General features: G+C 39.5%; 23 protein-coding genes. 19 read left to right on the top strand and 4 right to left on the bottom strand.

Features of this window, described 5'->3' with window-relative positions:
- Positions 1 to 3: 3 nt before the first annotated feature.
- The 3 genes from HU137_RS09565 to HU137_RS09555 all read right to left on the bottom strand — a co-directional run bounded on the left by HU137_RS09565 (position 4) and on the right by HU137_RS09555 (position 3,923).
- Positions 4 to 1,593, bottom strand: a complete 1,590-nt coding sequence (locus HU137_RS09565) for a class I SAM-dependent methyltransferase (RefSeq protein WP_182043626.1) — start codon at positions 1,591 to 1,593, stop codon at positions 4 to 6.
- Between the two features lie 107 nt (positions 1,594 to 1,700).
- The gene (gene murB / locus HU137_RS09560; protein ID WP_182043625.1) at positions 1,701 to 2,717 is read right to left on the bottom strand and encodes a UDP-N-acetylmuramate dehydrogenase; all 1,017 of its coding nucleotides are present in this window, start codon (positions 2,715 to 2,717) and stop codon (positions 1,701 to 1,703) included.
- A 12-nt stretch (positions 2,718 to 2,729) separates the two neighbouring features.
- Complete coding sequence (locus tag HU137_RS09555; RefSeq protein ID WP_182043624.1) at positions 2,730 to 3,923, bottom strand: pyridoxal phosphate-dependent aminotransferase; 1,194 nt, start codon at positions 3,921 to 3,923, stop codon at positions 2,730 to 2,732.
- 106 nt (positions 3,924 to 4,029) lie between these two features.
- On the opposite strand from HU137_RS09555, the gene HU137_RS09550 reads away from it, so the two are divergent.
- The 6 genes from HU137_RS09550 to HU137_RS09525 all read left to right on the top strand — a co-directional run bounded on the left by HU137_RS09550 (position 4,030) and on the right by HU137_RS09525 (position 9,169).
- Positions 4,030 to 4,344 carry a YtxH domain-containing protein gene (locus tag HU137_RS09550; protein WP_182043623.1) on the top strand — a complete coding sequence of 105 codons (315 nt, stop codon included), beginning with the start codon at positions 4,030 to 4,032 and terminating at the stop codon, positions 4,342 to 4,344.
- Between the two features lie 39 nt (positions 4,345 to 4,383).
- Positions 4,384 to 4,749, top strand: a complete 366-nt coding sequence (locus HU137_RS09545) for a phage holin family protein (RefSeq protein WP_182043622.1) — start codon at positions 4,384 to 4,386, stop codon at positions 4,747 to 4,749.
- Positions 4,727 to 5,056 carry a hypothetical protein gene (locus tag HU137_RS09540; RefSeq protein WP_182043621.1) on the top strand — a complete coding sequence of 110 codons (330 nt, stop codon included), beginning with the start codon at positions 4,727 to 4,729 and terminating at the stop codon, positions 5,054 to 5,056. Before HU137_RS09545 ends, HU137_RS09540 begins: the two co-directional genes overlap by 23 nt.
- A 96-nt stretch (positions 5,057 to 5,152) precedes the next feature.
- Entirely contained in the window at positions 5,153 to 6,076 is a 924-nt protein-coding gene (locus HU137_RS09535; protein ID WP_182043620.1) for an ABC transporter ATP-binding protein, read from the top strand.
- 11 nt (positions 6,077 to 6,087) lie between these two features.
- Positions 6,088 to 7,410, top strand: coding sequence for an ABC transporter permease (locus HU137_RS09530; RefSeq protein ID WP_182043619.1), 1,323 nt, complete (start codon positions 6,088 to 6,090; stop codon positions 7,408 to 7,410).
- Positions 7,411 to 7,633: 223 nt separating this feature from the next.
- Positions 7,634 to 9,169 carry a glycine--tRNA ligase gene (locus tag HU137_RS09525; RefSeq protein WP_182043618.1) on the top strand — a complete coding sequence of 512 codons (1,536 nt, stop codon included), beginning with the start codon at positions 7,634 to 7,636 and terminating at the stop codon, positions 9,167 to 9,169.
- A gap of 63 nt (positions 9,170 to 9,232) precedes the next feature.
- On the opposite strand, the gene HU137_RS09520 is transcribed toward HU137_RS09525, so the two are convergent.
- Positions 9,233 to 9,475: a hypothetical protein gene (locus tag HU137_RS09520; protein ID WP_182043617.1), complete on the bottom strand. Its 243-nt coding sequence runs from the start codon at positions 9,473 to 9,475 to the stop codon at positions 9,233 to 9,235.
- 162 nt (positions 9,476 to 9,637) lie between these two features.
- Between HU137_RS09520 and HU137_RS09515 the strand changes: the two genes are divergently transcribed.
- From HU137_RS09515 to HU137_RS09455, 13 genes are all read left to right on the top strand, one after another.
- The gene (locus HU137_RS09515; protein WP_182043616.1) at positions 9,638 to 10,900 is read left to right on the top strand and encodes an NAD(P)/FAD-dependent oxidoreductase; all 1,263 of its coding nucleotides are present in this window, start codon (positions 9,638 to 9,640) and stop codon (positions 10,898 to 10,900) included.
- A gap of 81 nt (positions 10,901 to 10,981) precedes the next feature.
- Positions 10,982 to 11,539, top strand: coding sequence for a YeeE/YedE family protein (locus tag HU137_RS09510; RefSeq protein ID WP_182043615.1), 558 nt, complete (start codon positions 10,982 to 10,984; stop codon positions 11,537 to 11,539).
- Positions 11,540 to 11,544: 5 nt separating this feature from the next.
- Entirely contained in the window at positions 11,545 to 12,270 is a 726-nt protein-coding gene (locus HU137_RS09505) for an OprD family outer membrane porin (protein ID WP_182043614.1), read from the top strand.
- Complete coding sequence (locus HU137_RS09500; protein ID WP_182043613.1) at positions 12,246 to 12,899, top strand: hypothetical protein; 654 nt, start codon at positions 12,246 to 12,248, stop codon at positions 12,897 to 12,899. The genes HU137_RS09505 and HU137_RS09500 overlap by 25 nt, the downstream gene beginning before the upstream one ends.
- A 5-nt stretch (positions 12,900 to 12,904) precedes the next feature.
- Positions 12,905 to 13,246: a YeeE/YedE family protein gene (locus tag HU137_RS09495; RefSeq protein ID WP_182043612.1), complete on the top strand. Its 342-nt coding sequence runs from the start codon at positions 12,905 to 12,907 to the stop codon at positions 13,244 to 13,246.
- A 12-nt stretch (positions 13,247 to 13,258) separates the two neighbouring features.
- Positions 13,259 to 13,888: a Crp/Fnr family transcriptional regulator gene (locus HU137_RS09490; protein WP_182043611.1), complete on the top strand. Its 630-nt coding sequence runs from the start codon at positions 13,259 to 13,261 to the stop codon at positions 13,886 to 13,888.
- Positions 13,889 to 13,946: 58 nt separating this feature from the next.
- Complete coding sequence (locus HU137_RS09485) at positions 13,947 to 14,219, top strand: DUF202 domain-containing protein (RefSeq protein WP_182043820.1); 273 nt, start codon at positions 13,947 to 13,949, stop codon at positions 14,217 to 14,219.
- Between the two features lie 155 nt (positions 14,220 to 14,374).
- Positions 14,375 to 14,770, top strand: a complete 396-nt coding sequence (locus HU137_RS09480; protein WP_182043610.1) for a hypothetical protein — start codon at positions 14,375 to 14,377, stop codon at positions 14,768 to 14,770.
- Between the two features lie 192 nt (positions 14,771 to 14,962).
- A complete protein-coding gene (locus HU137_RS09475; protein ID WP_182043609.1) occupies positions 14,963 to 19,282 on the top strand; it encodes a CusA/CzcA family heavy metal efflux RND transporter in 4,320 nt (1,439 codons plus the stop codon).
- A gap of 9 nt (positions 19,283 to 19,291) precedes the next feature.
- Positions 19,292 to 20,419: an efflux RND transporter periplasmic adaptor subunit gene (locus HU137_RS09470; RefSeq protein WP_182043608.1), complete on the top strand. Its 1,128-nt coding sequence runs from the start codon at positions 19,292 to 19,294 to the stop codon at positions 20,417 to 20,419.
- 1 nt (position 20,420) lies between these two features.
- Positions 20,421 to 21,170, top strand: coding sequence for a phosphatase PAP2 family protein (locus HU137_RS09465; protein WP_182043607.1), 750 nt, complete (start codon positions 20,421 to 20,423; stop codon positions 21,168 to 21,170).
- A 44-nt stretch (positions 21,171 to 21,214) separates the two neighbouring features.
- Complete coding sequence (locus tag HU137_RS09460) at positions 21,215 to 21,676, top strand: heme-binding domain-containing protein (RefSeq protein WP_182043606.1); 462 nt, start codon at positions 21,215 to 21,217, stop codon at positions 21,674 to 21,676.
- A gap of 48 nt (positions 21,677 to 21,724) precedes the next feature.
- A complete protein-coding gene (locus HU137_RS09455; protein WP_182043605.1) occupies positions 21,725 to 24,229 on the top strand; it encodes a cation-translocating P-type ATPase in 2,505 nt (834 codons plus the stop codon).
- The last annotated feature ends 282 nt before the right edge of the window (positions 24,230 to 24,511 follow it).

Genomic DNA, 24,511 nt, shown 5'->3' with positions numbered 1-24,511 from the left:
AAATTATTTCTTCAACAAATTGATACTGACCGTTGCCAGTTCTGAGTTGGGAAACTTTTTGAATAAATTTCCATCGGGATTTAGTCCTGATTCTTTGCAAATCCGATGAAAAACATCAACTTCTACGATGTATTGATCTGAAAATCCATGCGTTGCATCATAAGCTGTTGCAGCCGTTTGTCCTAAATTTTGAGCAGTAATTTCAGGAGGAATGGTATGCAATTCAATCAAAAGCAATCCAAATCTCTCCACATACGGCGTCCATTTTTTCAGATGTTGCAATAGATTTTCTTCCACATCTTGGTTGGACAACCGTTTTCCTCGGAAAGCAAAAGCACCGGAAGAAGTCGATTTACGATCGGAATCCACATCTAGAACATCTTCCCAAATTCGGTTATGATCGAGAAAAGTGCGGATATTTAAGAGTTCGCTTAAATCGATTTCATAATCACTTTGTAAATCTTCTGCCAGTTTTTTTGGATTTCCGATATCGCCCCAAATCACTTTCGCCCAAATGTCGTTTTTGATCAAATTGGCTCGGGTTACTTTTAGCGCAGCTTGGTTATAATCGGCACCAACCAAAAACAAGGGATGCTCATCCAAATGTTTTCCACGCAAAGTTTGCCGGTCGATGATATCGTATAAATGCTGCAAAAGCGCCCCGTTTCCACAACCCATATCGAGAATTCCTTTGGGTTGCTGGTCGAGCGGTCGATTAAATATCTCGAGGATAAATTCGTCCAACACTTTAAAATAAGTCGCATGCGCTCCTCCACTTCCCCAAACATTCATTTCCCTGTCCACATGGATTTCCTCCTCACCTATTTCAACTTCCCGGATTTCATTTGCTTTCCCAAAAATGAGATTTTCCAATTTGGCAAACATGGGAAGATAGGAAACGGTAACGCCATAAGCCGAAGCGCGGCGGGCAAAAAACAACCCGGTTTCCGTAAACTGATAATTTTTTCCTTTTTTGCTAAACCATCCCAATTCGCCCAAAGCATCTAAAATCTGTCCAAAACACATTGGGTTTTTATGGAATTCATCGGCACTGAAAGACGCTTCCATAAAGTATTTGTGAAACATTCCGCTCATGCCGAGTTTGACGATAATCGGACTGATGAGTGCACCTTCTAAGTGCTTTTGGATTTGGTATTTTAAAGAATTTTGATCCAATTCTTCTAATAAATAAGCACGGTATTTTTCAAATAAATTTATCCATTTTTTTCCCAATTCATCTGAAATTGTTTTGGAATAGATCAATTCATCATCTGACAAAAATTTGGCTAAATCTTCGTAGGTTTCCGCATTTGAAAAAGCTTCATTAGATTTCTCATTTGTAGCAATTTGAATGGTGTTTTTATCATTGTCCAATTTATAATCCAAATATCCTTGCGAAGCCAAAACCCGAAGCGCAACATTCAAATAACCTTCATTGGCATTGAATTTCGAAGCAATTTCAGCAATATCAACTTTTTGTTTTTCCAAAAGAAATTCCAATATTCCTTTTTCTGCCAATTGAAGAAAAACCGGAGCTGTAACGACTCCATCCAAATGTCTGAAAATAAACGAACGCAATAATTTTTTGTCCATAACATAAAATTAGGGTGCAAAATTAATTCATTTAGTCTACCAAAAAGGTAGATTAATGAAAATTTTCTCAATTTAAATGTAAGACATTTTTAATCAGAACCCTACATTTACATGATATTTACTTCTCGCTCTAATAGAATGCCGAATTTCTCCTGAACATCATCCAAAATACTTTGAGACAAATCAAAAATTTCCTTTCCACTCGCCTTTCCATAATTCACCAATACCAAGGCTTGTTTTTCATGAACGCCGGCATCACCAAAACGTTTTCCTTTCCAGCCTGCATTTTCAATCAACCAACCTGCAGCCAATTTCAATTCGTTTCCGGACGGATAAGCCGAAATGTTTGGAAATTCTTTTTGAATGGCTTCAAATTGGGTTTTTGAAATCACCGGATTTTTAAAAAAACTTCCTGCATTTCCGATTTCTTTCGGATCGGGTAATTTGCTTTGGCGAATGTTGATTACGGCTTTTGAAATATCTTGAATCGTGGGATTTTGAATGTTTAATTTTTCTAATTCCGATTGAATCGCACCGTAATTTGTATGCAGTTCATGATTTTTTTTCGTCAATTTGAACGTTACGTCGAGAATGATAAATTGATTTTTCAATTCATTTTTGAAAACCGATTCACGGTAACCAAATTGACATTCTTCGTTGGTGAATTTCCTGATTTTTCCGGTGGAAATTTCCAATGCGGAAAGTTCGCTCATCGTATCTTTTATTTCGACACCGTAAGCTCCGATGTTCTGCATCGGCGCGGTTCCGGCATTTCCGGGAATGAGGGATAGATTCTCCAATCCACCGAAATTATGCGCCAAAGTCCACTGAACAAAGTTGTGCCAGTTTTCTCCCGATTGAACTTTAACTTCTACAAATTCATCTGTTTCCGAAACAATCTCAATTCCTTTCAGATTGATTTTCAAAACCAAACCTTTGAAATCTTGCGTAAATAAAAGATTGCTTCCGCCGTTGAGAATTAAAAGTTTCAATTGATTTTTTTCCGCAAATTCCAATGCGGAAATGATTTCTTCCACCGAATTCGCTTCGGTGAAATAGTCGGCAAAAACTTCAATTCCGAAAGTGTTGTAGGGTTTTAGATTTTGTTTTTTGGAAATACTCAAAACTCAATATTTTCAAATTGAATTGTATTTCTCCAGAGCAACACGTAAAATTTCAACCGAACGCTGCAAATCTTCTTTTTTCAAAACATAAGCAATTCTGACTTGGTTTTTCACGGATTCCGGATCGCTGTAAAAACCATTTCCGGGCGCAACCATTACGGTTTCACCATCCAAATCGAATTCATCCAACAACCAAATCGCAAATTTTTCGGCATCATCCACCGGCAATTCCACCATACAATAAAACGCACCTTTGGGATTCGGACAAATCACGCCGGGAATTTTATTCAGTTCCGCCACCAATAAATCACGACGACTTACATATTCCGCACGGCTTTCTTCAAAATAATCTCCGACGTTTTCATGTGCTTTCGTCGCGGCATATTGACTTGTCACAACCGGACTCAATCGTGCTTGGGCAAATTTCAAAGCACGTTGTAAAACTTCTTGATTTTTTGTGATAATTGCTCCCAAACGGGCACCGCACATGGAAAAACGTTTGGATTCTGAATCGATGATGATGGCATTGTCTTTTAGTTCGTCAAAACTCAAAACCGAAATATGTTCTTCGTTTCCATAAATATATTCGGCATAAACTTCATCTGAAATCAAATACAAATCGTGTTTGATCACCAAATCTTTTAATTTTTCCAATTCTTCTTTGGAATACAAATATCCGGTAGGATTTCCCGGATGACAGATGAGAATGGCTTTGGTTTTCTCGGTAATTTTTTCTTCAAATGATTCAATCGGTGGCAAGCCAAAGTTGGATTCGATATTGGATTTAATCGGAACGATTTTCACCCCGCTTTGCACCGCAAAACTATTGTAATTGGCATAAAAAGGTTCGGGAATGATGATTTCGTCGCCGGAATTGGCGATGACACCAAAGGTAAAAAGCAAAGCTTCAGAACCACCGTTGGTTACGATGATATTATCAGATTCCACTTGGTAACCTCTTCCTTTATAATAGTCAGAAAGTGCTTTTCTATATTCGGGCGTCCCTTCCGAATGTGTATACGCAATAACATCAAAAGGCAAATGATGGTAGGCATCCAACGCCGGAACGGGCGATGCGATGTCCGGTTGACCAATGTTCAAATGGTAGACTTTTGTACCTCTTTGTTTGGCTTTATCGGAATAAGGAACGAGTTTTCTTATAGGAGAAGCAGGCATTTGGTTGCCTTTAACAGATAATTGTGGCATTTGTTAAAATTTTCATTAAATTGGCGTAAAGATAGAATTTTTGGTATTGTTTTTGACTTTTAGATTTCGTAAATTTATAGAGTATTAACCAAAAAAAATAAAAACCATGGCAAAAGAAAGTGGAGCATTTAAATTATTGGCCGGATTATTAATCGGAGCAGCTGCCGGTGCCGCAGCAGGATTATTGATGGCTCCTCAATCCGGAGAAGAAACAAGAAAACAATTACGCAAAGAAGCAGATAAACTGAAAAAAGATTTGGATAAATATTCAAATGATTTCAGTGAAAAAGCAAAAAAAGCAAAGGCTGATTTAGAAGTTAGATTGGCTGAAGTAAAATCAAAATTGCAAAGCACTGCAAATGACTTGAAATCTGATGCTAAAAAAGCGAAAGATGAGTTTGAAGAAAATGTTGGGGTTTAATTCCCAACATTTTTTTTATTTTTGACTAAAACAACTACTATGTTTGATGACCTGAAACAATATATCAACAATAGAATTGCCTATGCCAAATTGGAAATCGTTGATTCTGTCAGCAATATGATTTCCGCAGGTGTTTTTGGTGTTTTGGTGGGGATGTTTATCATGATGATTTTGTTCATAGGCAGCCTTTCCGCAGGCTATCTTTTCGGTAGTTGGTTTAACGATACCGGACTTGGATTCCTTTTGGTAATGGGGATTTATGTCGGATTTTTAATTATCTTGTTTGTATTTCGAAAGAAAATCATGCTTTTAATTACCGATAAAGCAATCGAAGCTGCAATGGAAGCAATCGATAATTCAGATGAGGATGAAAAAGAAAAACATGAAAACGAAGGACATCAATAATCTAAACGATTTAAGACGAGCCAAAAGAGAATTAAAACTTAAAATGGCTCGTGCGGATGAAGAAGCAAAAGACGGGTTTGTATACAAAACCGTCAATTCTCTTTTCAATAAAATCGAGGACAGTTCTGACGTCCAAATGACGCCGGTTGGTAGTGGCGTTAATTCGGCTCTTAGTTTTCTTTCCGGTCAAGTCCAAAATCGATTCAACATGGGCAAAACAGCCAAAACCATCCTTTCCATAGCTGTCGTCGTAGCAGCACCTATTATCGCAAAAAAAGTGCAAGAATTTATTGACAATAAAATTTAAATTCTTTTATAAATCATTATTCCTCCTGAAATAATCTTTTCCTATTTTTTTGTAACATTTGCATAAGAATTTCAACTAACACTTAAAACAGTTCTTATGTCGGATTTGCTTGTTGCAAAAGGATTAACCAAACAATACGGAAAAAAAATCGCACTGAACGATTTTGATTTAACCATCCCAAAGGGTTCTATTTACGGACTTCTCGGTCCAAACGGAGCCGGAAAAACCACTTTCCTTCGTATCATCAACCAAATTACAGCGCCAGATAAAGGTTCTGTAACCATCGACGGAAAACCACTCGACAAAACGGTCATCCCGATGGTTGGCTATATGCCGGAAGAACGCGGACTTTACAATAATATGAAAATAGGCGAACAAGCACTTTATTTCGCCAAACTCAAAGGACTTTCCAATGTCGATGCGCATAAAAAAACGAAATATTGGTTTGAGAAATTGGGAATCGATGAATGGTGGAACAAAAAACTGACCGAACTTTCCAAGGGAATGGGACAAAAAGTTCAGTTTGTTATCACCGTTTTGCATGATCCTGAATTGTTGATTTTTGATGAACCTTTTAGTGGTTTTGACCCAGTGAATGCGCAAATCATTGCCAAAGAAATCATGGAGTTGCGCGACAAAGGAACGACCATCATATTCTCGACGCATCGTATGGAATCCGTTGAGGAAATGTGCGACCATATTGCTTTGATTAATTTGTCCAATAAAGTGCTCGACGGTGAAATCAACCAAATCAAACACCAATTCAAATCGGGAAAATATTTCGCAGAAATAGAAAATGTTTCGATGGAAAAGCAAAATCGTTTTCAATCCGAATTCGATATTGAAATCCTATCATCGGACGAAAATTCTTATAAATTCAATATCGCCAAACCGGAACAAATGAACTCCAATGATTTGTTGCTTCAATTGACCCAATTGGGACATATCGCCCAATTCAAAGAATCCATTCCTTCCATGAACGAAGTGTTTTTAAAAGCCGTACAAACCTCCAATCATTAATTCGCATCAAAATGAACCAAATATTACTCGTCGCCAAAAGAGAATTCATCACCCAAGCCAAAAACAAAACCTTCATCATCATGACGGTTTTATCCCCGATATTTTTGGTGGGAATCATCGGGATCATCGCTTGGATGATTTCCGCAAACTCAGACCAGAAAAGCATAGCTGTTGTAGATGAAAGCCAGGAATTCATCACTACTTTGGTTTCCGGTGAAAACGAAATTTATAACTTTTATAGCGCAAAAGACATCAAAGGAATCAAAGACACTTTGTTAAATAGCAAAACTTTAAACGGACTTTTGGTCATTCCTAAATTTGATCAAAATAATCTAGAACCTTTGGAAAATGGTATCGAATTGACCACCAATGGCAACATCGGAATGGGATTCAAAGAAAAACTGGAAGACCGATTGAACAAACGTTTGGAAGAACTCAAAATGCAAAAAGCAGGCATTTCTGATCAACAGCTAAAAACCATCGATTCCAATCTCCAACTCAAAACTTTTAACCTAAAAGGCGGAGAAGAAGACAAAGGCGAATTCCTGAAATTCGGATTGGCTATGTTTTTATCCTACGTTATCTTTATGTTTATCATGATTTACGGAGTGAAAGTAATGCGAAGCGTGGTGGAAGAAAAAAACAACCGAGTCGTGGAAATCATCATTTCGTCGGTAAAACCATTTAATCTGATGATGGGGAAAATTCTGGGAACGACTTTCGTGGCGTTGACCCAATTCATCATTTGGATTTTGATGGGACTTGGTTTGACCTTTGCGGCTTCTGCTTTTCTTTCTTCCAAAATGGAAATCCCAACCAATTTATCCACTCCTCAAGCCCAAGAAATGATGGCGCAAAATCCGGAATGGATGAACGATGCAAAACAAATTACCGATACGTTGATGGAATTGAATTATCCTTTCATCCTCACTTTCTTTGTATTATTTTTCTTTGTCGGCTATTTGTTTTACAGTTCCATTTTTGCAGCGATCGGTTCTGCCGTCGATAACGATACCGATACCCAACAATTCACTTTCTACCCTATTTTCCCGATGATGATCGCGATGTACGGAAGTTTTACCGCGATGGAAAATCCGGATGGACCGGTTTCTTTCTGGCTTTCGATGATTCCGCTGACTTCACCTATTTCTATGGTTACCCGATTGCCTTTTGGTGTAGAATGGTGGGAAATCGCACTTTCGTTGACGTTATTGATAGGTTCGATGTTGTTGATGGTGTATTTTGCATCGAAAATTTATCGGGTTGGAATTCTGATGTACGGAAAAAAACCATCGCTAAAAGAAATGTGGAAATGGATGCGGTATTCGAATTAAGTTTTGAGTTATGAGTTCAATGTTTCAAGTTTAATGTTTCAAGTTTTTTGTGCATCTCTTTATTTATAAAAGAATAAATACTTTTTTGAAATAGAATAGTATTTTCAAATTCCCATCCCGAAACATCGGGATCAAATCTTCAATTTTTTTGTAATTGAGTTTATCGAAATTCAAATCTTCAAATTGATTGGATTTGTTTAAATTCGCAATTTAAATTAAAATCATGTCAGAAGATATTTTCAAACGCATCATTTCGCACGCAAAAGAATACGGTTTCATCTTTCAATCCAGTGAAATTTATGACGGACTTTCAGCCGTTTACGATTATGGTCAAAACGGAGCCGAACTCAAAAACAACATCAAAAACTATTGGTGGAAAGCGATGGTTCAACTCAACGAAAATATCGTCGGCATCGATTCTGCGATTTTTATGCATCCCACGACTTGGAAAGCTTCCGGTCACGTTGATGCTTTTAACGACCCTTTGATCGACAATAAAGATTCTAAAAAACGATATCGCGCAGACGTTTTGATTGAGGATTATTGTGCAAAAATCGAAGCGAAAATCGACAAAGAAGTTGAGAAAGCAGCCAAACGTTTTGGAGATGCTTTTGACAAAGCGCAATTTGTTACCACAAACCAAAGAGTTGTCGAATACAGAGAAAAAATCGACAGCATTTTAAGTCGAATGGCGAAATCGCTCGAAACTGAAAATTTGGGCGATGTCAAAGCTTTGATCGAAGAATTGGAAATTGCTGATCCACTTACCGGTTCTAAAAATTGGACGGAAGTGCGGCAATTCAATTTGATGTTTGGAACCAAATTGGGCGCAACTGCCGATACCGCGATGGATTTGTATCTGCGACCAGAAACGGCGCAAGGAATTTTTGTCAACTTTCTAAATGTTCAAAAAACGGGACGAATGAAAATTCCTTTCGGGATTGCTCAAATCGGAAAAGCATTTAGAAATGAAATCGTTGCCCGACAATTCATTTTCCGTATGCGCGAATTTGAACAAATGGAAATGCAATTTTTTGTACAACCAGGATCTGAATTGGAATGGTATGAAAAATGGAAAGAAACCCGTTTGAGCTGGCACAAAGCACTTGGTTTAGGCGAAGAAAATTACCGTTTTCACGACCATGAAAAATTGGCACATTATGCAAATGCAGCGGCTGACATCGAATTCAAATTCCCGTTTGGATTCAAAGAATTGGAAGGAATTCACTCCAGAACCGATTTCGATTTGAGTTCACACGAGAAACATTCAAGTAAAAAATTACAATATTTCGATAATGAATTGAACCAACATTATGTACCGTTTGTGGTAGAAACTTCGGTTGGTTTGGACAGATTGTTCTTGGCGATTTTCTCTAATTCGTTGAAAGACGAAAAGTTAGAAGATGGAAGCGAACGCACAGTTTTGAGCTTACCTCCTGCGCTTGCTCCGATTAAAGCTGCAATCCTTCCTTTGGTTAAAAAAGACGGATTGCCTGAATTTGCAGAAAAAATCTTCAATGATTTGCGTTTGGATTTCAATGTAATGTACGAAGAAAAAGATTCGATCGGGAAACGATATAGAAGAATGGATGCCATCGGAACACCTTTCTGTATCACGGTTGACCATGATTCTTTGAATGACAATTCAGTTACGTTGCGTTACAGAGACACGATGAAACAAGAGAGAATTCCGGTTGAGAAACTTTCTGAAATCATCGATAAAGAAGTGAATATGAAACATTTGTTGGCAAAGGTTTAATTCGATTTTATTAAACTATAAATTGAACTTTGACAAAGTTGTGTTTTCACAGATTAAACTTTGTCAAAGTTTTTTATTGTAAAAAATTAATTTCCCTTGTACTTCTGGTTTTATTTTCTTGAAGAACTCGATTTCTTCTTCTGATTTCCCAAAACCATTTTCCAAAATGTATCCCTTCATAAGTTCAAGTTTATCCAGCAAAACTGAAGCAATTTGCCGTGAACTTGCAATTACACATTGAGGACTTAAGTCTGATTTCTGCTCTTCTTCTCTGATTTTCAGAATGATTTTCTTGATGTATCTCATAATATTTCAATTTTAAAAAGTCAAACAATTAATTAAGATAACGATAGAATTCTGACTGTAAATTTTGACGTCTTTATTCTATAAATGCCTTTCAGTAACATATGTTACAGACTATCTTATTGCCAAAATATACTTTTACGAATAATAATAAATAGTAACGGTATGAAATCGCATTATCAAATAGCCATAATTGGGGCAGGTACAGCCGGAATTATGACCGCTGCCCAACTTCTTAAAAAAAACAAGTCACTTGACATTGTTATTATTGATCCGGCAGATAAACATTATTATCAACCGGCCTGGACATTAGTTGGAGCTGGAACTTATGATTTCGATAAAACAGAAAAACCAATCAGAGATTTAATTCCGGAGCAAGCTAAATGGATCCAAGATTCAGTAATATCTTTTTATCCGGAAGAAAATAAAATTGAACTAAAAAAAGGTGTCAAAATTAGTTATGATTATCTTGTGGTTGCTCCCGGATTAGTAAATGACCTTTCCCTGATAGAAGGATTAGAAGATGCGGTCAAAAAGGGAGTTGTTTGCAGTAATTATATAGATCCCAAATATACTTGGGAATGCCTAAATAACTTCAAAGGTGGAAATGCGGTTTTCACACAACCCACAACACCCATCAAATGTGGTGGAGCGCCGCAGAAAATCATGTATTTGGCTGCTGATTATTTTCGCAAGAATGGTTTAGATAAAAACTCGAATGTTGTTTTTGCAACTCCTGGTACAGTTATTTTTGGGGTAAAGCAAATTGCAGATACTTTGATGAAAGTCATCCATCGATACAATGTACATTTTAAACCTTTTTATGCTCCCGTTAAAATAGACGTCGACAAAAAAATAGTCTATTTCAAAAGTGTGGCTCCCGATGACAACAACTGTATTGTAAACGAAGGTAATGTTTTAGGAGAAAAGCAACAAGGCGATTCGTTAATTGAAATGCCTTTTGATTTGTTACACTTAGCGCCGCCTCAAACAGCTCCAAAGTTTGTAAAAGAATCTGTATTGGTAAATAAAGCAGGTTGGTTAGATGTAGACATCAATAGCCTCCAACATAAAAAATACCCAAAGATTTTCGGAATTGGAGATGTAGCTGCACTGCCTACTGCCAAAACGGGTGCTGCTATTCGCAAACAAGCCCCAGTAGTAGTCGATAATATTCTCAAACTCATCAAAGGAAATACTGCTGACAATAAATCATACCAGGGATATTCATCTTGTCCCTTGGTAACAGGTTATGGAAAAATGGTATTAGCTGAATTTAATTACAAAAATGAATTTACCCCCGATCCAAAACTCAAAATGATGCTGATTGGCGACAGTTCCAAAGAACACTGGCGTTTGTGGCTGTTGAAAAAATATATGCTGCCCTATTTGTATTGGCATAAAATGATGAAAGGAAAAGATGTTTAGTGTTGTGTAACCTATGTAACAGACTATCTCTTTTTGAAAACTGAAATTTGCAACTATAAAAAAGAATAACAATATAATTTTATGGAATGGATTTTAGAACCGTGGCCGTGGTATGTGAGCGGACCATTGATTGCACTGACGATGTTTATTCTACTTTACGTAGGTAAAAATTTTGGAATGTCGTCCAATTTGAGGACACTGTGCACCATGTGCGGAGCCGACAAGACTTGTGATTTTTTCTGTTTTGACTGGAAAGCACAACGCTGGAATTTATTGGTAATGAGCGGAGCTGTTATCGGTGGTTTTGTAGCTTCAAATTATCTGTCGGATAATCAAATACCGGACTTAAACCCAAAAACGGTTGAGCATTTAAAGGTAATAGGTTTTGAAAGTGCCGGGAAAGCATACGTACCTACAGAACTTTTTGGGACGGAAGCATTTTCAGATCCTAAGATATTGGCTATACTACTAATTGGCGGAATATTGGTTGGTTTTGGAGCACGTTATGCAGGTGGCTGTACTTCTGGTCATGCTATATCAGGTATCAGTAATTTACAGTTACCGTCTTTGATAGCAACTATTGGTTTCTTTATAGGTGGATTAATTATGGTACATCTTATTTTTCCTTTAATTTTTTAATACCGATGAAAAGGTTGGTGGTAATGCTGGTTGTGTTTTCCCTTTCTCAATCAACAAAAGCACAAGAAAACCATACAAAAGATACAGTTGAAAACAAATCATTGGTTTCCTATCTCAAAGAAGGCGAAATCAGCGGACATATCCGAAATTATTTTTTGATGACTGAAAACAATCATGGAAACGATTATTATGCCAATGCCATTGGAGGCGTATTAAGCTATGAAACCAAATCGTACAAGGGATTTCAGTTAGGTGTTTCGGGAATATTTACCTATAAGCTGTTTTCATCTGATTTGAATAAACCTTATGATCAGACCAATAAATCATCACGATGGGAACAAGAACTTTTTGATGTGAACCATAAAGACAATTTTAAAGATTTGGACAGATTGGAGGAACTATATATCAAATATCATTGGAAAAATTCGTACGTAACCTATGGGAAAATCCCTGTGGAATATACGCCTTTATTGAATAAAAGCGATGGAAGAATGAAGCCTTTTGCCTTTCAGGGAGCTTGGTTACATCATAAAGATGAAAAACTTCAGGCAGATGTAGCATGGATTCATAGAGTTTCCCCGAGATCAATGACCGAATGGTTTTCAATGGAAGAAGCTATCGGATTGACGGATAACGGATATTTACCAAACGGAGAAAAAGCAGCATACGAAGGAACAACCCATTCGCAAGGATTGGCTATGTTCATTTGGGAAAAGCGTTCAATAATCTGAACGCAAATTTCTGGAATTTTCATTTAGATAAGTTCATCAATACCTCTTGGTTGCAATTGGAGTATTCAAAAAAGAACTGGCACGTGGGTATGATTTATTCGTATCAAATACCAGATTCCTATCAAAAGCAGCTTGCTTACGAAAGCCGCTATGTGCAACCAAATGAAAACGGACAGGTTGCCAGCTTTATGCTGAAATACAAAAATGGACATTCTCAAATCAAAGCGGCTTATTCCAAAGCTTTTGAAACGGGCAGGTACTTATTCCCGAAAGAATTGGGGCGGGATCAGTTTTATACTTCCATGCCAAGAAGCCGTATCGAAGGATTAGGCGGCGTTGATGTCTTTGCTATCGGGTATCAGTACAATTGGAAACATTTATTTTTGAATGTTGATGCAACTACTACTCATGGAATAGCAATAAAAGCCTATGAATTAAACAAATACAATATCGATGATTATTACCAGATAAATACACGACTGCTTTATGAATTTACCGATTTCTTAAAAGGTCTTCATATCGAGTTGCTGTATGTCTGGAAACAAAACAAAAACGAGCCTAATACAAAATTGGTTGCGCAAAGAAGCGATTACAACCAAATCAATCTAATAACAAATTTTAATTTTTAAAAGCAATGAAAAATATAGTTTACTTACTAATCGGAACATTTTTCGNCATGTATGGTTTAATGGGAACTGCTTTAGCAGTAGGAATAATCGTAGTACAATACATCAAAAGAAACAAGGTAAAAGATATTACTGGAAATCCTATTGTTATTGCAGACAAGGATAAAAGTATTCCACGCTATTTAATAGGTGGTATTCTTTTTGGTTTAGGCTGGGCATTAGCGGGAGCATGTCCAGGCCCGATGTTTGTGTTGACCGGAGCAGGATATTTTCCTATTTTAGTTGTAATTTTAGGAGCGGTATTAGGAACCTGGCTTTACGGTCTGATAAAAGATAAATTGCCTCATTAAATCAAAATAAATATGGAAGAATTAATCCGTGAAACCTATCGGGGGATATTTGAAAAAGAGCTGATTGACGAAATAATTTCAGTTGCGAAGCTGGTTGAATTTAAGGAAGGCGATGTGTTAATAGAAATAGGAAAATACATCAAAACCATGCCTTTGCTTATTAGTGGTGCTATAAAAATAATGCGTGAGGATTTTGATACAGGTGAACTGTTGTTATACTTCATCGAAAAAGGAGATACTTGCTCTATGACACTAACCTGCTGTATGGGCGATAAAAAAAGTGAGATCCGGGCAGTGGCAGAAAATAATGGTTTGGTAGCGATGATTCCCGTAGGTAAAATGGAAGAATGGATGGGAAAATATAAAAGTTGGCGTGCTTTTGTTTTTGAAAGTTATAACAATCGCTTCAATGAAATGCTCGCTGCTATAGACAATATTGCCTTTATGCACATGGATGAACGCCTTTACAACTATCTTCAGGAGAAAAGTAAGATCAACGATTCGAATATTATTACTAAAACCCACCAGGAAATTGCTTATGAACTAAATAGTTCCCGCGTGGTAATTTCACGATTGCTGAAAGCATTAGAAAATGACGGAAAAATAAAACTGAACCGTAATAATATAGAGTTATTATCTTAATTGATAAATGGATAAAAAAGAAGTTAATTAAGTTTCGGATTCATTCAAAAAAGATCTAATACTTCGGGAGCAATTAGCCATCCAGCGTACATTCCTTGCTAACCAATCTACCTTCTTATCATTTTTAAGAAGTTCCATGTATTTTTTGGTAGCAGGCTTAAGTGTAAATAAGTTGGTAAATGGTGAAGAGGCGGTAATTTTTGAGTACATTTTGTTCGTTATATCCGGACTTTTACTCGTTGTAGGCATTATCAACTATTTCCGCAACCGTAAAAAAATCAAACAAAGTGAAATTCATATAGGAGATTATAAGCTGAAATATGAAAAATAAGTAATGCAAAAATGACCTCGATTTGCAACATTTGATACAACAGGGGTAAATAGAAATGTTTAAAAAAATCTAACTTTCTTTTGCTCCTAATTTTGAAAGCTTTTAAATTACAACAACTTAAAAAACTGAATACTCTTTTTCATTAACTTTGCTGTATGAGGAGAGTACTCGCCATATTGTTTCTATCCGTGTATCTTATTTCAACAACTGAATTAGGTCAGTTGCTGAAATTCCCTATGCTGGTAGAACATTATTTCGAACACAAAGAGAAAAACCCTCAAATGACTGTGGTTGAATTTCTCGCACTTCACTACGAAGGCAATCACCTTGAAAACCATCCGCATGATGACGATTACGAACATGACCAACAACTACCGTTTATTGTTCATACCGATGTTTTGAGTATCAGTTTTGTACTTACCCCTCCTTTTAGTTTTGAAATAGAGACGAAAATCCCTGTGGGTAAAGAACCCAAAGCCTTGCCTTTGGACGATACATTCTCTGACAAAAACTATCTTTCTGCTATCTGGCAACCGCCCAAATACTGTTAATTTTTCTTGGACAGATTTTTAATTGAATTCGCTTTTGCGGATGCTGTCTCTGTATGTCTGTACAGAAAGCATATTGTCGCAGCATAAGCCTGTTCCCAATTAATCATCTGCGTTTTTTCGGGCTTTGCACTACCAGTGTATGCCTGCAAATCCCGTATTCCATTCATCATTAACAGAACAGTATTACAAATTATGTTAGATAAAATTATTGAGTTTTCTATTCGGAATAAACTCATCATCGGGCTTTTTACCATAGCCCTTATCGGCTTGGGCTTATACGAAGCCACCAAATTGCCGATTGACGCACAACCTGATATTACCAATAATCAGGTGCAGGTCATTACCGTAGCTCCTTCATTGGGAGCGACCGATATCGAACGTCTGGTTACTTTCCCTATCGAACAGGCAAACAGCAATATCAACGGCATCACCGAAATACGTAGTTTCTCCCGCTTCGGATTATCGTTGGTGACTATCGTCTTTGACGACAATACCGATGTGTATTGGGCGAGACAGCAGGTTTCCGAGCGACTACAAACCGTTCAGAACGAAATCCCCGACGGTGTAGGTACGCCCGAACTGGGGCCTATTTCCACCGGATTGGGAGAGATTTACCAATACGTGGTAAGACCCGAAAAAGGGTTTGAAAACCAATTCGATGCCACCGAACTGCGTACCATTCAGGACTGGATCGTAAGGCGACAACTATTAGGTGTAAAAGGTGTTGCCGAAGTCAGCAGCTTCGGAGGTAAGCTGAAACAATATGAAATTGCGGTCAATTCCAACAAACTGCAATCGCTGAACCTCAGCATCAGTGACGTATTCACGGCATTGGAAAATAACAACCAGAATACCGGAGGTGCTTATATCGAAAAAGGCCCTACCGTGCTTTATATCCGTAGCGAAGGACTGATCGGTAATAAAGTAGATATAGAAAACATTTCGGTCACGGCTACGCAGGATGGTATTCCTGTATTGTTGAAAGATGTTGCCGAAGTGAAAACAGGCTATGCCACACGCTATGGAGCTATGACCTACAACGATCAGGGGGAAGTGTCCGGTGCGGTGGTGATGATGCTCAAGGGAGCCAATAGTGCCGAAGTTATCAAAAATGTGAAAGAACGCATTGCCGTTATCCAGAAAACATTGCCCAAAGGTGTGGTCATTGAACCTTTTCTCGACCGTACCAAGATGGTCAACAATGCCATCAGCACCATTGAGACCAACCTTGCCGAAGGAGCCTTGATCGTGGTCTTTGTACTGGTCTTGTTCCTCGGAAATTTCAGGGCAGGATTTCTGGTTGCCTCCGTCATACCGCTGTCGATGCTGTTTGCCATCATTATGATGAATTTGTTTGGCGTGAGCGGTAACCTGATGAGCTTGGGGGCATTGGATTTCGGATTGATTGTGGACGGAGCGGTCATCATAGTCGAAGCCGTGCTGCACCAGTTGCACGGAAAGAAATTTGCAGTTGCCAATCGTATTTCGCAGGACGAAATGAACAATCAGGTCAGCAATTCGGCTACCAAAATGGTCAATAGTGCCGTATTCGGTCAGCTCATTATCCTGATTGTGTACCTGCCTATTTTCACGCTCGAAGGCATCGAGGGAAAAATGTTCAAACCGATGGCACAGACCGTAGCTTTTGCTCTGATCGGTGCATTCATCCTTTCACTGACCTATATCCCGATGATGAGTTCATTGGTATTGAGCAAAAAAATCAAGCACAAACCCAATTTTTCCGACCGCATTATGCAAAAGTTGGAAAACATTCATCACAAAGCACTCGCTAAGGTGCTGCATTTTCCAAAAATGGTTATTGGTGTGGTGGCTGCTCTGTTCATCGTTGCGGTGCTTATTTTGTCCCGCTTGGGAGGCGAATTTATTCCGGCATTGGAAGAAGGCGATTTTGCGGTAGATACCCGTGTATTGACGGGAAGTAATCTGAAAACAACGGTTGAATACACGCAGAAAGCAGCCCATATCCTCATCAGGGATTATCCCGAAGTAGAAAAGGTCGTGACCAAAATAGGAAGCGGTGAAGTACCCACCGACCCGATGCCGATGGAAGCGAGCGACCTGATGGTGATATTGAAAGATAAAAAGGAATGGACATCTGCCAAAACCTTTCCCGAACTGGCTGAAAAAATGGGAAAATCCCTTGAAGCTGTTCCGGGTATTACCACGGGTTTCCAATATCCTGTGCAGATGCGTTTCAACGAACTGATGACCGGAGCAAGGCAGGATGTGGTCTGTAAGATTTTCGGTGAAGATCTGGATAGCCTGTCGGCTTATGCAGCCCGCTTCGGCGAAATCATCAAAACGGTTGAAGGGGCTCAGGACTTATACATCGAACCCATCACAGGAATGCCGCAGGTGGTAATCAAATACAACCGTGCAAACATTGCCCAGTACAATCTGGATATAGCCGGCATCAACAAAGTCGTGAACACTGCTTTTGCGGGGCAAAGCACGGGAAAAGTATATGAGGGAGAGAAACGTTTCGACCTGATGGTTCGTCTGGACGAAACACAACGTGAAAATCTACAAGATATACGCAACCTGCTCATTCCAACGCCCAAAGGCAACCAGATACCGCTGTATCAGGTAGCTGATGTGCAGATCATTGAAGGCCCTGCACAGATCCAACGGGAAGATGCCAAAAGAAGGATTGTGGTTGGTTTCAACGTTCGTGGACGTGATGTACAGAGCATCGTCAACGAATTGCAGGGGAAAGCCGATAAACAGATGGCCTTTTCGCCCGGCTACTACGTAACCTATGGAGGAGCATTTGAAAACCTGAATGAAGCCACCAACCGATTGATGGTAGCCGTTCCTGTTTCGCTGGCATTGATATTCATTCTGCTGTATTTTGCCTTTCGTTCCGTCAAGGAAAGTTTGTTGATTTATACCGCCATTCCTCTGTCTGCAATCGGCGGAATATTCCTGTTGGCATTGCGTGGAATGCCGTTCAGCATCAGTGCAGGTATCGGTTTCATTGCCCTTTTCGGGGTAGCCGTACTCAACGGGATTGTGCTTATCGCAGAGTTTAACCGGATGAAACAAACGGGCGATAAAGACCTGTACCAGATAGCATTGCTTGGAACAAAGACAAGGCTTCGTCCGGTACTGATGACCGCATTCGTAGCATCACTCGGTTTCTTACCGATGGCGGTGAGCAACGGTGCAGGAGCTGAAGTGCAACGTCCGTTGGCAACGGTGGTTATCGGTGGTTTACTGTTTGCCACATTTCTGACCCTTTTTGTATTGCCTACTTTATTTGTGCTGTTTGAAAAACTTAAATTTCCCAAGCTGACATTCGGCAGGAAAAGTGCAACACTGCTTATTTTGTTGGGTTTAAGTGGTTCGGCATTTTCGCAAAGCATCACACTCGAAGAAGCGGTAAAAATGGCTACGGAAAACAACCTGTCGGCAAAAAGCCAAAACCTGCTTGCCGAATATTATAAAAAGCGGACGGCTACCGGAGCCAACATTCCACAGGCTGTCGTAACGGGCGAATTCGGGCAGGTCAATAGTGGTACTTCCGATAATAAATTCGGGATTTCACAATCTTTCAGTTTTCCGACTGTGTATAGCAACCAAAAGAAATTGCTGAACGAAGAATGGAATTCGGCAGTGATTTCGGTGAACCTGAACAAGCTGGACATCCGCAAGACGGTAAGCGAGCTGTTTTACCAGATTTTGGTTTTGCGTGAGCGGGAAAAAATCTTGAACCGTACCGATGAAATGTATAAAGGGTTTTTAGAAAAAGCTTCTCTGCGAATGGAAAGCGGCGAAAGCAACCTGCTTGAAAAAACGGCTGCCGAAGTGCAACGGGAAAACATTGCTATACAATTAAAAGCGTTGGCAAACGAAATCGAATTGGCAAAAATACAGCTTCAACTGATGCTGAATGCTGACACCCGCTATGAACCATCGGCTTCCGACATCGTTGTTATGGATGGACTTTTTGATGCGGATGTAGATGTCGCACAACATCCGGTCTTGCTATTGTCGGCACAGGAAATCGAAAAAGCAAAAGCATCGGTTCGATTAGAAAAATCGAAGCTGTTGCCCAATCTGTCCGTTGGTTATTTCAACCAGAGCTTCAGGGATTTGAACAGCAATCGCTTTAATTCCTTTCAGGTGGGGGTAGGCATACCTATTTTTTTCAAAGCACAGAAATCACAGATCAAAGCAGAGGAACAACGTATTCTCTTCACGGAAAATGAACTCGCTTTGCGTAAAGCCGAATGGGAAAGCGGGTATGAAGCGGCATTGCAGCAATACCGGACACAGCTTGACATCGTCGGGACGTATAAGCAAAAACAATTGCCGGCAGCCGAGCAGATTTTCAAAACAGCAGAAGAACAATTTGCCAATGGCGAAATCAATTACTTAGACTGGGTGATGCTCAATAATCAGGCGATACAGATACAGCGTGATTATTACGATGCCGTGATGCAGCTCAATTTCCAAATCATCAATCTTCAATATCTCATTTCAAAATAAATTATTCAAATGAAAAATATAGTCGGAATTTTCGTTTTGCTCCTGTTATGGAGTTGCGGAAATAAGGAAAACACAACAGAAGAAAACACTACGGAAGCTACCGAAAATGTGTTGAAACTATCGGACGAACAGCTAAAAGCATTCTCGCTGACGACCGTTGAATTACAAGAAAGAAACGTTACCAAAACGCTGAAACTGAACGGAACGGTGGACGTACCGCCACAAAACCTCGTGTCGGTGAGCAGTGCATTGGGCGGATATGTAAAATCCACGAAATTGCTACCCGGAATGCACTTCCGAAAAGGTGAAGTGATCGCCGTAATGGAAGACAACCAGTTCATCCAACTGCAACAGGATTACCTGACGACAAGGGCTCAATTGCAAAATGCAGAAGCCGAATACCACCGCCAGAAGCAATTGAACCAGAGTAAAGCAAGCAGTGATAAAGTGTATTTGCAGGCAAAAGCCAATTATGAAACGCTGCTCATCAGCCAAAAGGCACTGGAAGAAAAACTGCGGATGATCCACATCAACCCTTCTAATGTTTCGGTGAACAACATCAAACGTACTGCATCTGTGTATGCACCTTTTGACGGTTTCGTTTCGCAGGTTTTTGTGAATGTAGGCAAATACGTTTCGCCATCGGATGTGCTGTTTGAACTCGTAGATCCGAAAGATCTGCATCTGAACCTGAAAGTATTTGAAAAAGATTGGGATAAAATAAGCATCGGACAATCGCTTACGGCATACACCAACAGCCACCCGGAAAAGAAATACGGAGGCGAAATCATTCTGATCAGTAAAAATATTTCCCAAGACCGGGCTGTGGAGGTTCACGCCCATTTCACGGAAAGCAATGCACAGCTTATTCCCGGTCTGTATATGAATGCCGAGGTTCCCATACCCGAAAGCAAGGCATTGGCACTACCGGAGGAAAGCATTTTGGCCTTTGAAGGAAAACATTACGTCTTTGAAGTATTGGACAAGAACAGTTTCAGAATGACAACAGTAGAAATCGGAAACACTGGCGATGGTTGGATAGAGATTGTCAACGGAAACCAATTGACCGGTAAAAAAATCGCACAGAAAGGGGCTTATACTTTATTAATGGCACTAAAAAATACCGCAGAGGATTAAGATGAAGCCTGTATTGTTATTGATGACTTTTCTGTATGCATTGAGCTTAAAAGCTCAAACAGGAGGCAACGACACATTAAGCATTGACGATAAAGCGTATAAATTTTCGGCAAAAAAACTGATTGTTCCTTCTGTTTTGATTTCATACGGAGTATTGAGTTTGATGTCTGATGATTTAAAATCATTGAACCAGTCTACACGCTACGAAACACGGGAACATATCATTGCCGGAGCAACCATAGACAACTATATGCAGTATGCCCCCGCGGCAGCCGTATATGGGCTTAATCTTGCAGGGGTTAAAGGGAAGCATAATTTTAAAGACAGAACCATTATCTATGCTACGTCTCAATTAGTCTCCGCAGCTCTTGTACTGCCAACCAAGCATTTGGTTAAAGAAGAACGTCCCGATGGTTCCAATAGGTTCTCTTTTCCTTCAGGTCATACGGCAACGGCTTTTTATTCTGCCCATTTTATGTTCAGAGAATATAAAGATACAAATCTATGGCTAAGTCTTTCTGGGTATCCTGTTGCAGCAGCTACTGGGATATATCGGATTTTTAACGATAAACATTGGGTGGGCGATGTGGTTGCAGGAGCAGGCATTGGTATCTTATCCACTGAAATGGCTTATTGGTTATTTCCCATGACTTCTAAATGGCTTTCACCTAAGAACGAAAAACAATCATTTGTCATTCTGCCAACTTATCAATCAAAGCAAATCGGTTTAAATCTTATAAAGACATTTTAATTAAGAATATAAGGAGGCAAATAAAAAATTAAATCATATTAAAAATGAAAAAATCAAACATTAAAAAAATAGCCGTAGCAGTTGTATTGCTGCTCATCATCATCCAGTTTTTCGGAACGAAAAAAAACAGTACTGCGATAGCATCTAAAGATGCGATTGAAAAACACTACACGGTATCTCCTAAGATACAGGGATTATTAAAAACGAGCTGCTACGACTGTCATTCCAACAACACCGAATATCCCTGGTATAACAATGTACAGCCTGTAAAATGGTGGTTAGCCAATCATATCAACGATGGAAAAAGGCATTTGAACTTTGATGAGTTCAATAACTATACGGCAGAAAAAAAGCGGCACAAGCTGGATGAAGTGGTAGAAACTATCAATAAAGATGAAATGCCATTAAGTTCTTATACGCTTATTCACAGTAATGCAAAGCTATCAGATGCGGATAAGAAAGAAATAGAAATGTGGGTAACTGAAGTAAAAAGAGAAATTCAGTAAGCCGTCAAATAAATATGATTATTTTTAAATATTTATATCTAATTACTTATGTCCTATAATATTCCCGACCATCTGAAAGGTCTTAATGATAGCGAGGTAACCGCTTCACGAAAGCAATACGGCTATAACCAAATAGATGCGGTGCACAAAAGTTCCGCATTGGAACTGCTCCTGAACATACTGAAAGAGCCGATGCTGATATTGCTTTTCGCTATTTCGGTTATTTACCTTATCATAGGCGATTATGGCGAAGCCTTGTTTATGTTTCTTGCCATTGTGGCGGTTTCCGCTATTTCATTTTATCAAGACAACCGCAGCAAAAAGGCATTGGAGGCGTTGGAAAAGCTGAATGAACCGTTGAGCAAGGTTATCCGAAATGCACAGGTAGTTGAAATTCCGACCAATGAAATTGTTGTTGGCGACCTCTGCATTACCGAAGAAGGAAAAATGATTAATGCTGACGGCAGAATTATACACAGCAACGATTTTTCTGTTAATGAAGCTTCCTTAACCGGCGAAAGCTTATCTGTATTCAAAAGCAGCGAAAGCGAAGACCGGAATATTTATAGCGGAACCTTAACCGTATCGGGATTAGCCGTTTTTGAAGTAGAGAAAATCGGAAAAGCAACCCGCCTTGGTAAAATCGGTATTTCTATTTCGGAAATAAAAGAAGAAGCCTCGCCTTTGCAGCTTCAAATCCGCAGGTTTGTAAAAGCAATGGCTATTATAGGTATCGTTATTTTCGGAATGGTATGTGTTTTTAGTTATTATCACACAGGAAACTTAACGGACAGCCTGCTCAACGGGCTTACGCTGGCAATGTCTGTTCTGCCGGAAGAAATTCCGGTGGCATTTACCACTTTTATGGCATTGGGTGCGTGGAAGCTGATGCGTGACGGCATCATCGTCAAACGAAGCAGCATTGTGGAAACCCTGGGCAGCACAACAGTTATCTGCACCGATAAAACCGGAACCATTACCGAAAATACGATGCAGCTGAAGCATCTTTACGATTACCGTTCGGATAAGGTTTTTGATGAGAATGATTTTGGCGATGCCGCACTGTCCACACTGATTGATTATGCGATGTGGAGCAGCGAGCCGGTGCCTTTTGACCCAATGGAAAAAACCCTGCACAAAGTATATGAGCAAACACAATCCGGTGACGAGCGGAAACGGTTTCAAATGATACACGAGTATCCGCTGGACGGCAAACCGCCAATGATGACGCACCTTTTTGAAAATGCCGAAAACCAGCGGATTATTGCGGCAAAAGGTGCACCGGAAGCTATTCTGAATGTTTCTGTGCTTTCGGAGAACGAAAAAACCAAAATACGGAATATCATTAAAGCATTAGGACAACAGGGTTTCAGGATTTTGGGCGTAGCCCAGTCGCATTTTGAAGGTGATAATTTCCCCGCAAAACAGCAGGATTTCAGGTTTGATTTTCTGGGTTTGACAGTATTCTACGACCCTCCCAAAAAAGGTATTCAGGAAGTTTTCCGTCATATCTACGATGCCGGAATAAAGGTAAAAGTGATTACCGGCGATAATACCGATACTACCAAAAGCATTGCCGCACAGGCAGGCATTACCCATACAGCCGAAGCAGTAGAGGGCAAAGACATTATGGCGTATTCGGAAGAGGAGCTTTTGCAGGCCGCCGAAGAAAAAGTATTGTTCACGCGGATGTTCCCCGATGCCAAGCTGGCCGTAGTGAACGCTTTAAAAAAGAAAGGCGAAGTGGTGGCGATGCTGGGTGACGGCGTGAATGACGGTCCGGCACTGAAAGCCGCCCATATCGGCGTGGCAATGGGCAACAAGGGAACAGAGATAGCCAAAGCAGCGGCGGCTTTAGTGATTACCAATGATGATTTAGGCAAGCTGATTACCGGCATTGCATCCGGCAGAAGGATTTATGCCAACATCAAAAAATCCGTTCAATACATCATTTCCATTCATATCCCGATTATCCTCACTGTTTCCCTGCCGTTATTTCTGGGTTGGGTGTTCCCGCAGATATTTACACCGGTGCACGTTATCTTTTTAGAGCTGGTAATGGGGCCTACCTGCTCCATAGTGTATGAAAACGAACCGATGGAAAAGAATACGATGCTGCAAAAGCCAAGAAAAATGACAGATACTTTCCTGAACTGGAAAGAGCTTGGTATAAGTATTGTTCAGGGACTGGCAATAACCGCAGGCGTATTATCCGCATACCAATATACGGTGCAAAACGGAGGAAATGAAGAACAAACAAGGGCAATGGTTTTTACTACGTTGATTTTCGCCAATATTTTATTGAGCCTCGTAAACCGTTCCTTCTATTACAGTATGCTGGAAAGTTTTAAGAACAGGAACAGCCTGTTTGCCGCCGTTATCGGCATTACCCTTATCCTTCTTTTTGCCATATTATATATTGAACCTTTAGCCGGTTTTTTCCGCTTAACCGGACTGAATGGGGCGGAATTAGGCACGGCTCTGAGTATTGCTTCCCTGTCGGTATTGTGGTTTGAGGTATATAAATGGGTGAAACGGATGAAAAAAGTATAATACGACAAGTAAAATACTAATATATAAGGTAAAAAGTTTGGTGGGATAGAAAACATCCATATCTTTGTTAGCGAATACTAACTAACTTTTTTTAGAGGCAAAAGATTAATATGGAAAAATTCCTATAGAATATACGCCTTTGTTGAATAAAAGCGATGGAAGAATGAAGCCTTTTGCCTTTCAGGGAGCTTGGTTACATCATAAAGATGAAAAACTTCAGGCAGATGTAGCATGGATTCATAGAGTTTCCCCGAGATCAATGACCGAATGGTTTTCAATGGA

Source organism: Moheibacter lacus, from assembly GCF_014042165.1.
Classification (GTDB): Bacteria; Bacteroidota; Bacteroidia; order Flavobacteriales; family Weeksellaceae; genus Moheibacter; species Moheibacter lacus.
This window is presented reverse-complemented; position numbering and strand designations above follow the sequence as displayed.

Bases quoted from the DNA above. Each gene is read 5' to 3' on its own strand.
- HU137_RS09565 (WP_182043626.1), bottom strand. From the start codon at position 1,593: ATGGACAAAAAATTATTGCGTTCGTTTATTTTCAGACATTTGGATGGA.
- HU137_RS09555 (WP_182043624.1), bottom strand. From the start codon at position 3,923: ATGCCACAATTATCTGTTAAAGGCAACCAAATGCCTGCTTCTCCTATA.
- HU137_RS09550 (WP_182043623.1), top strand. From the start codon at position 4,030: ATGGCAAAAGAAAGTGGAGCATTTAAATTATTGGCCGGATTATTAATC.
- HU137_RS09545 (WP_182043622.1), top strand. From the start codon at position 4,384: ATGTTTGATGACCTGAAACAATATATCAACAATAGAATTGCCTATGCC.
- HU137_RS09540 (WP_182043621.1), top strand. From the start codon at position 4,727: ATGAAAACGAAGGACATCAATAATCTAAACGATTTAAGACGAGCCAAA.
- HU137_RS09535 (WP_182043620.1), top strand. From the start codon at position 5,153: ATGTCGGATTTGCTTGTTGCAAAAGGATTAACCAAACAATACGGAAAA.
- HU137_RS09530 (WP_182043619.1), top strand. From the start codon at position 6,088: ATGAACCAAATATTACTCGTCGCCAAAAGAGAATTCATCACCCAAGCC.
- HU137_RS09525 (WP_182043618.1), top strand. From the start codon at position 7,634: ATGTCAGAAGATATTTTCAAACGCATCATTTCGCACGCAAAAGAATAC.
- HU137_RS09520 (WP_182043617.1), bottom strand. From the start codon at position 9,475: ATGAGATACATCAAGAAAATCATTCTGAAAATCAGAGAAGAAGAGCAG.
- HU137_RS09515 (WP_182043616.1), top strand. From the start codon at position 9,638: ATGAAATCGCATTATCAAATAGCCATAATTGGGGCAGGTACAGCCGGA.
- HU137_RS09510 (WP_182043615.1), top strand. From the start codon at position 10,982: ATGGAATGGATTTTAGAACCGTGGCCGTGGTATGTGAGCGGACCATTG.
- HU137_RS09505 (WP_182043614.1), top strand. From the start codon at position 11,545: ATGAAAAGGTTGGTGGTAATGCTGGTTGTGTTTTCCCTTTCTCAATCA.
- HU137_RS09490 (WP_182043611.1), top strand. From the start codon at position 13,259: ATGGAAGAATTAATCCGTGAAACCTATCGGGGGATATTTGAAAAAGAG.
- HU137_RS09480 (WP_182043610.1), top strand. From the start codon at position 14,375: ATGAGGAGAGTACTCGCCATATTGTTTCTATCCGTGTATCTTATTTCA.
- HU137_RS09475 (WP_182043609.1), top strand. From the start codon at position 14,963: ATGTTAGATAAAATTATTGAGTTTTCTATTCGGAATAAACTCATCATC.
- HU137_RS09470 (WP_182043608.1), top strand. From the start codon at position 19,292: ATGAAAAATATAGTCGGAATTTTCGTTTTGCTCCTGTTATGGAGTTGC.
- HU137_RS09465 (WP_182043607.1), top strand. From the start codon at position 20,421: ATGAAGCCTGTATTGTTATTGATGACTTTTCTGTATGCATTGAGCTTA.
- HU137_RS09460 (WP_182043606.1), top strand. From the start codon at position 21,215: ATGAAAAAATCAAACATTAAAAAAATAGCCGTAGCAGTTGTATTGCTG.
- HU137_RS09455 (WP_182043605.1), top strand. From the start codon at position 21,725: ATGTCCTATAATATTCCCGACCATCTGAAAGGTCTTAATGATAGCGAG.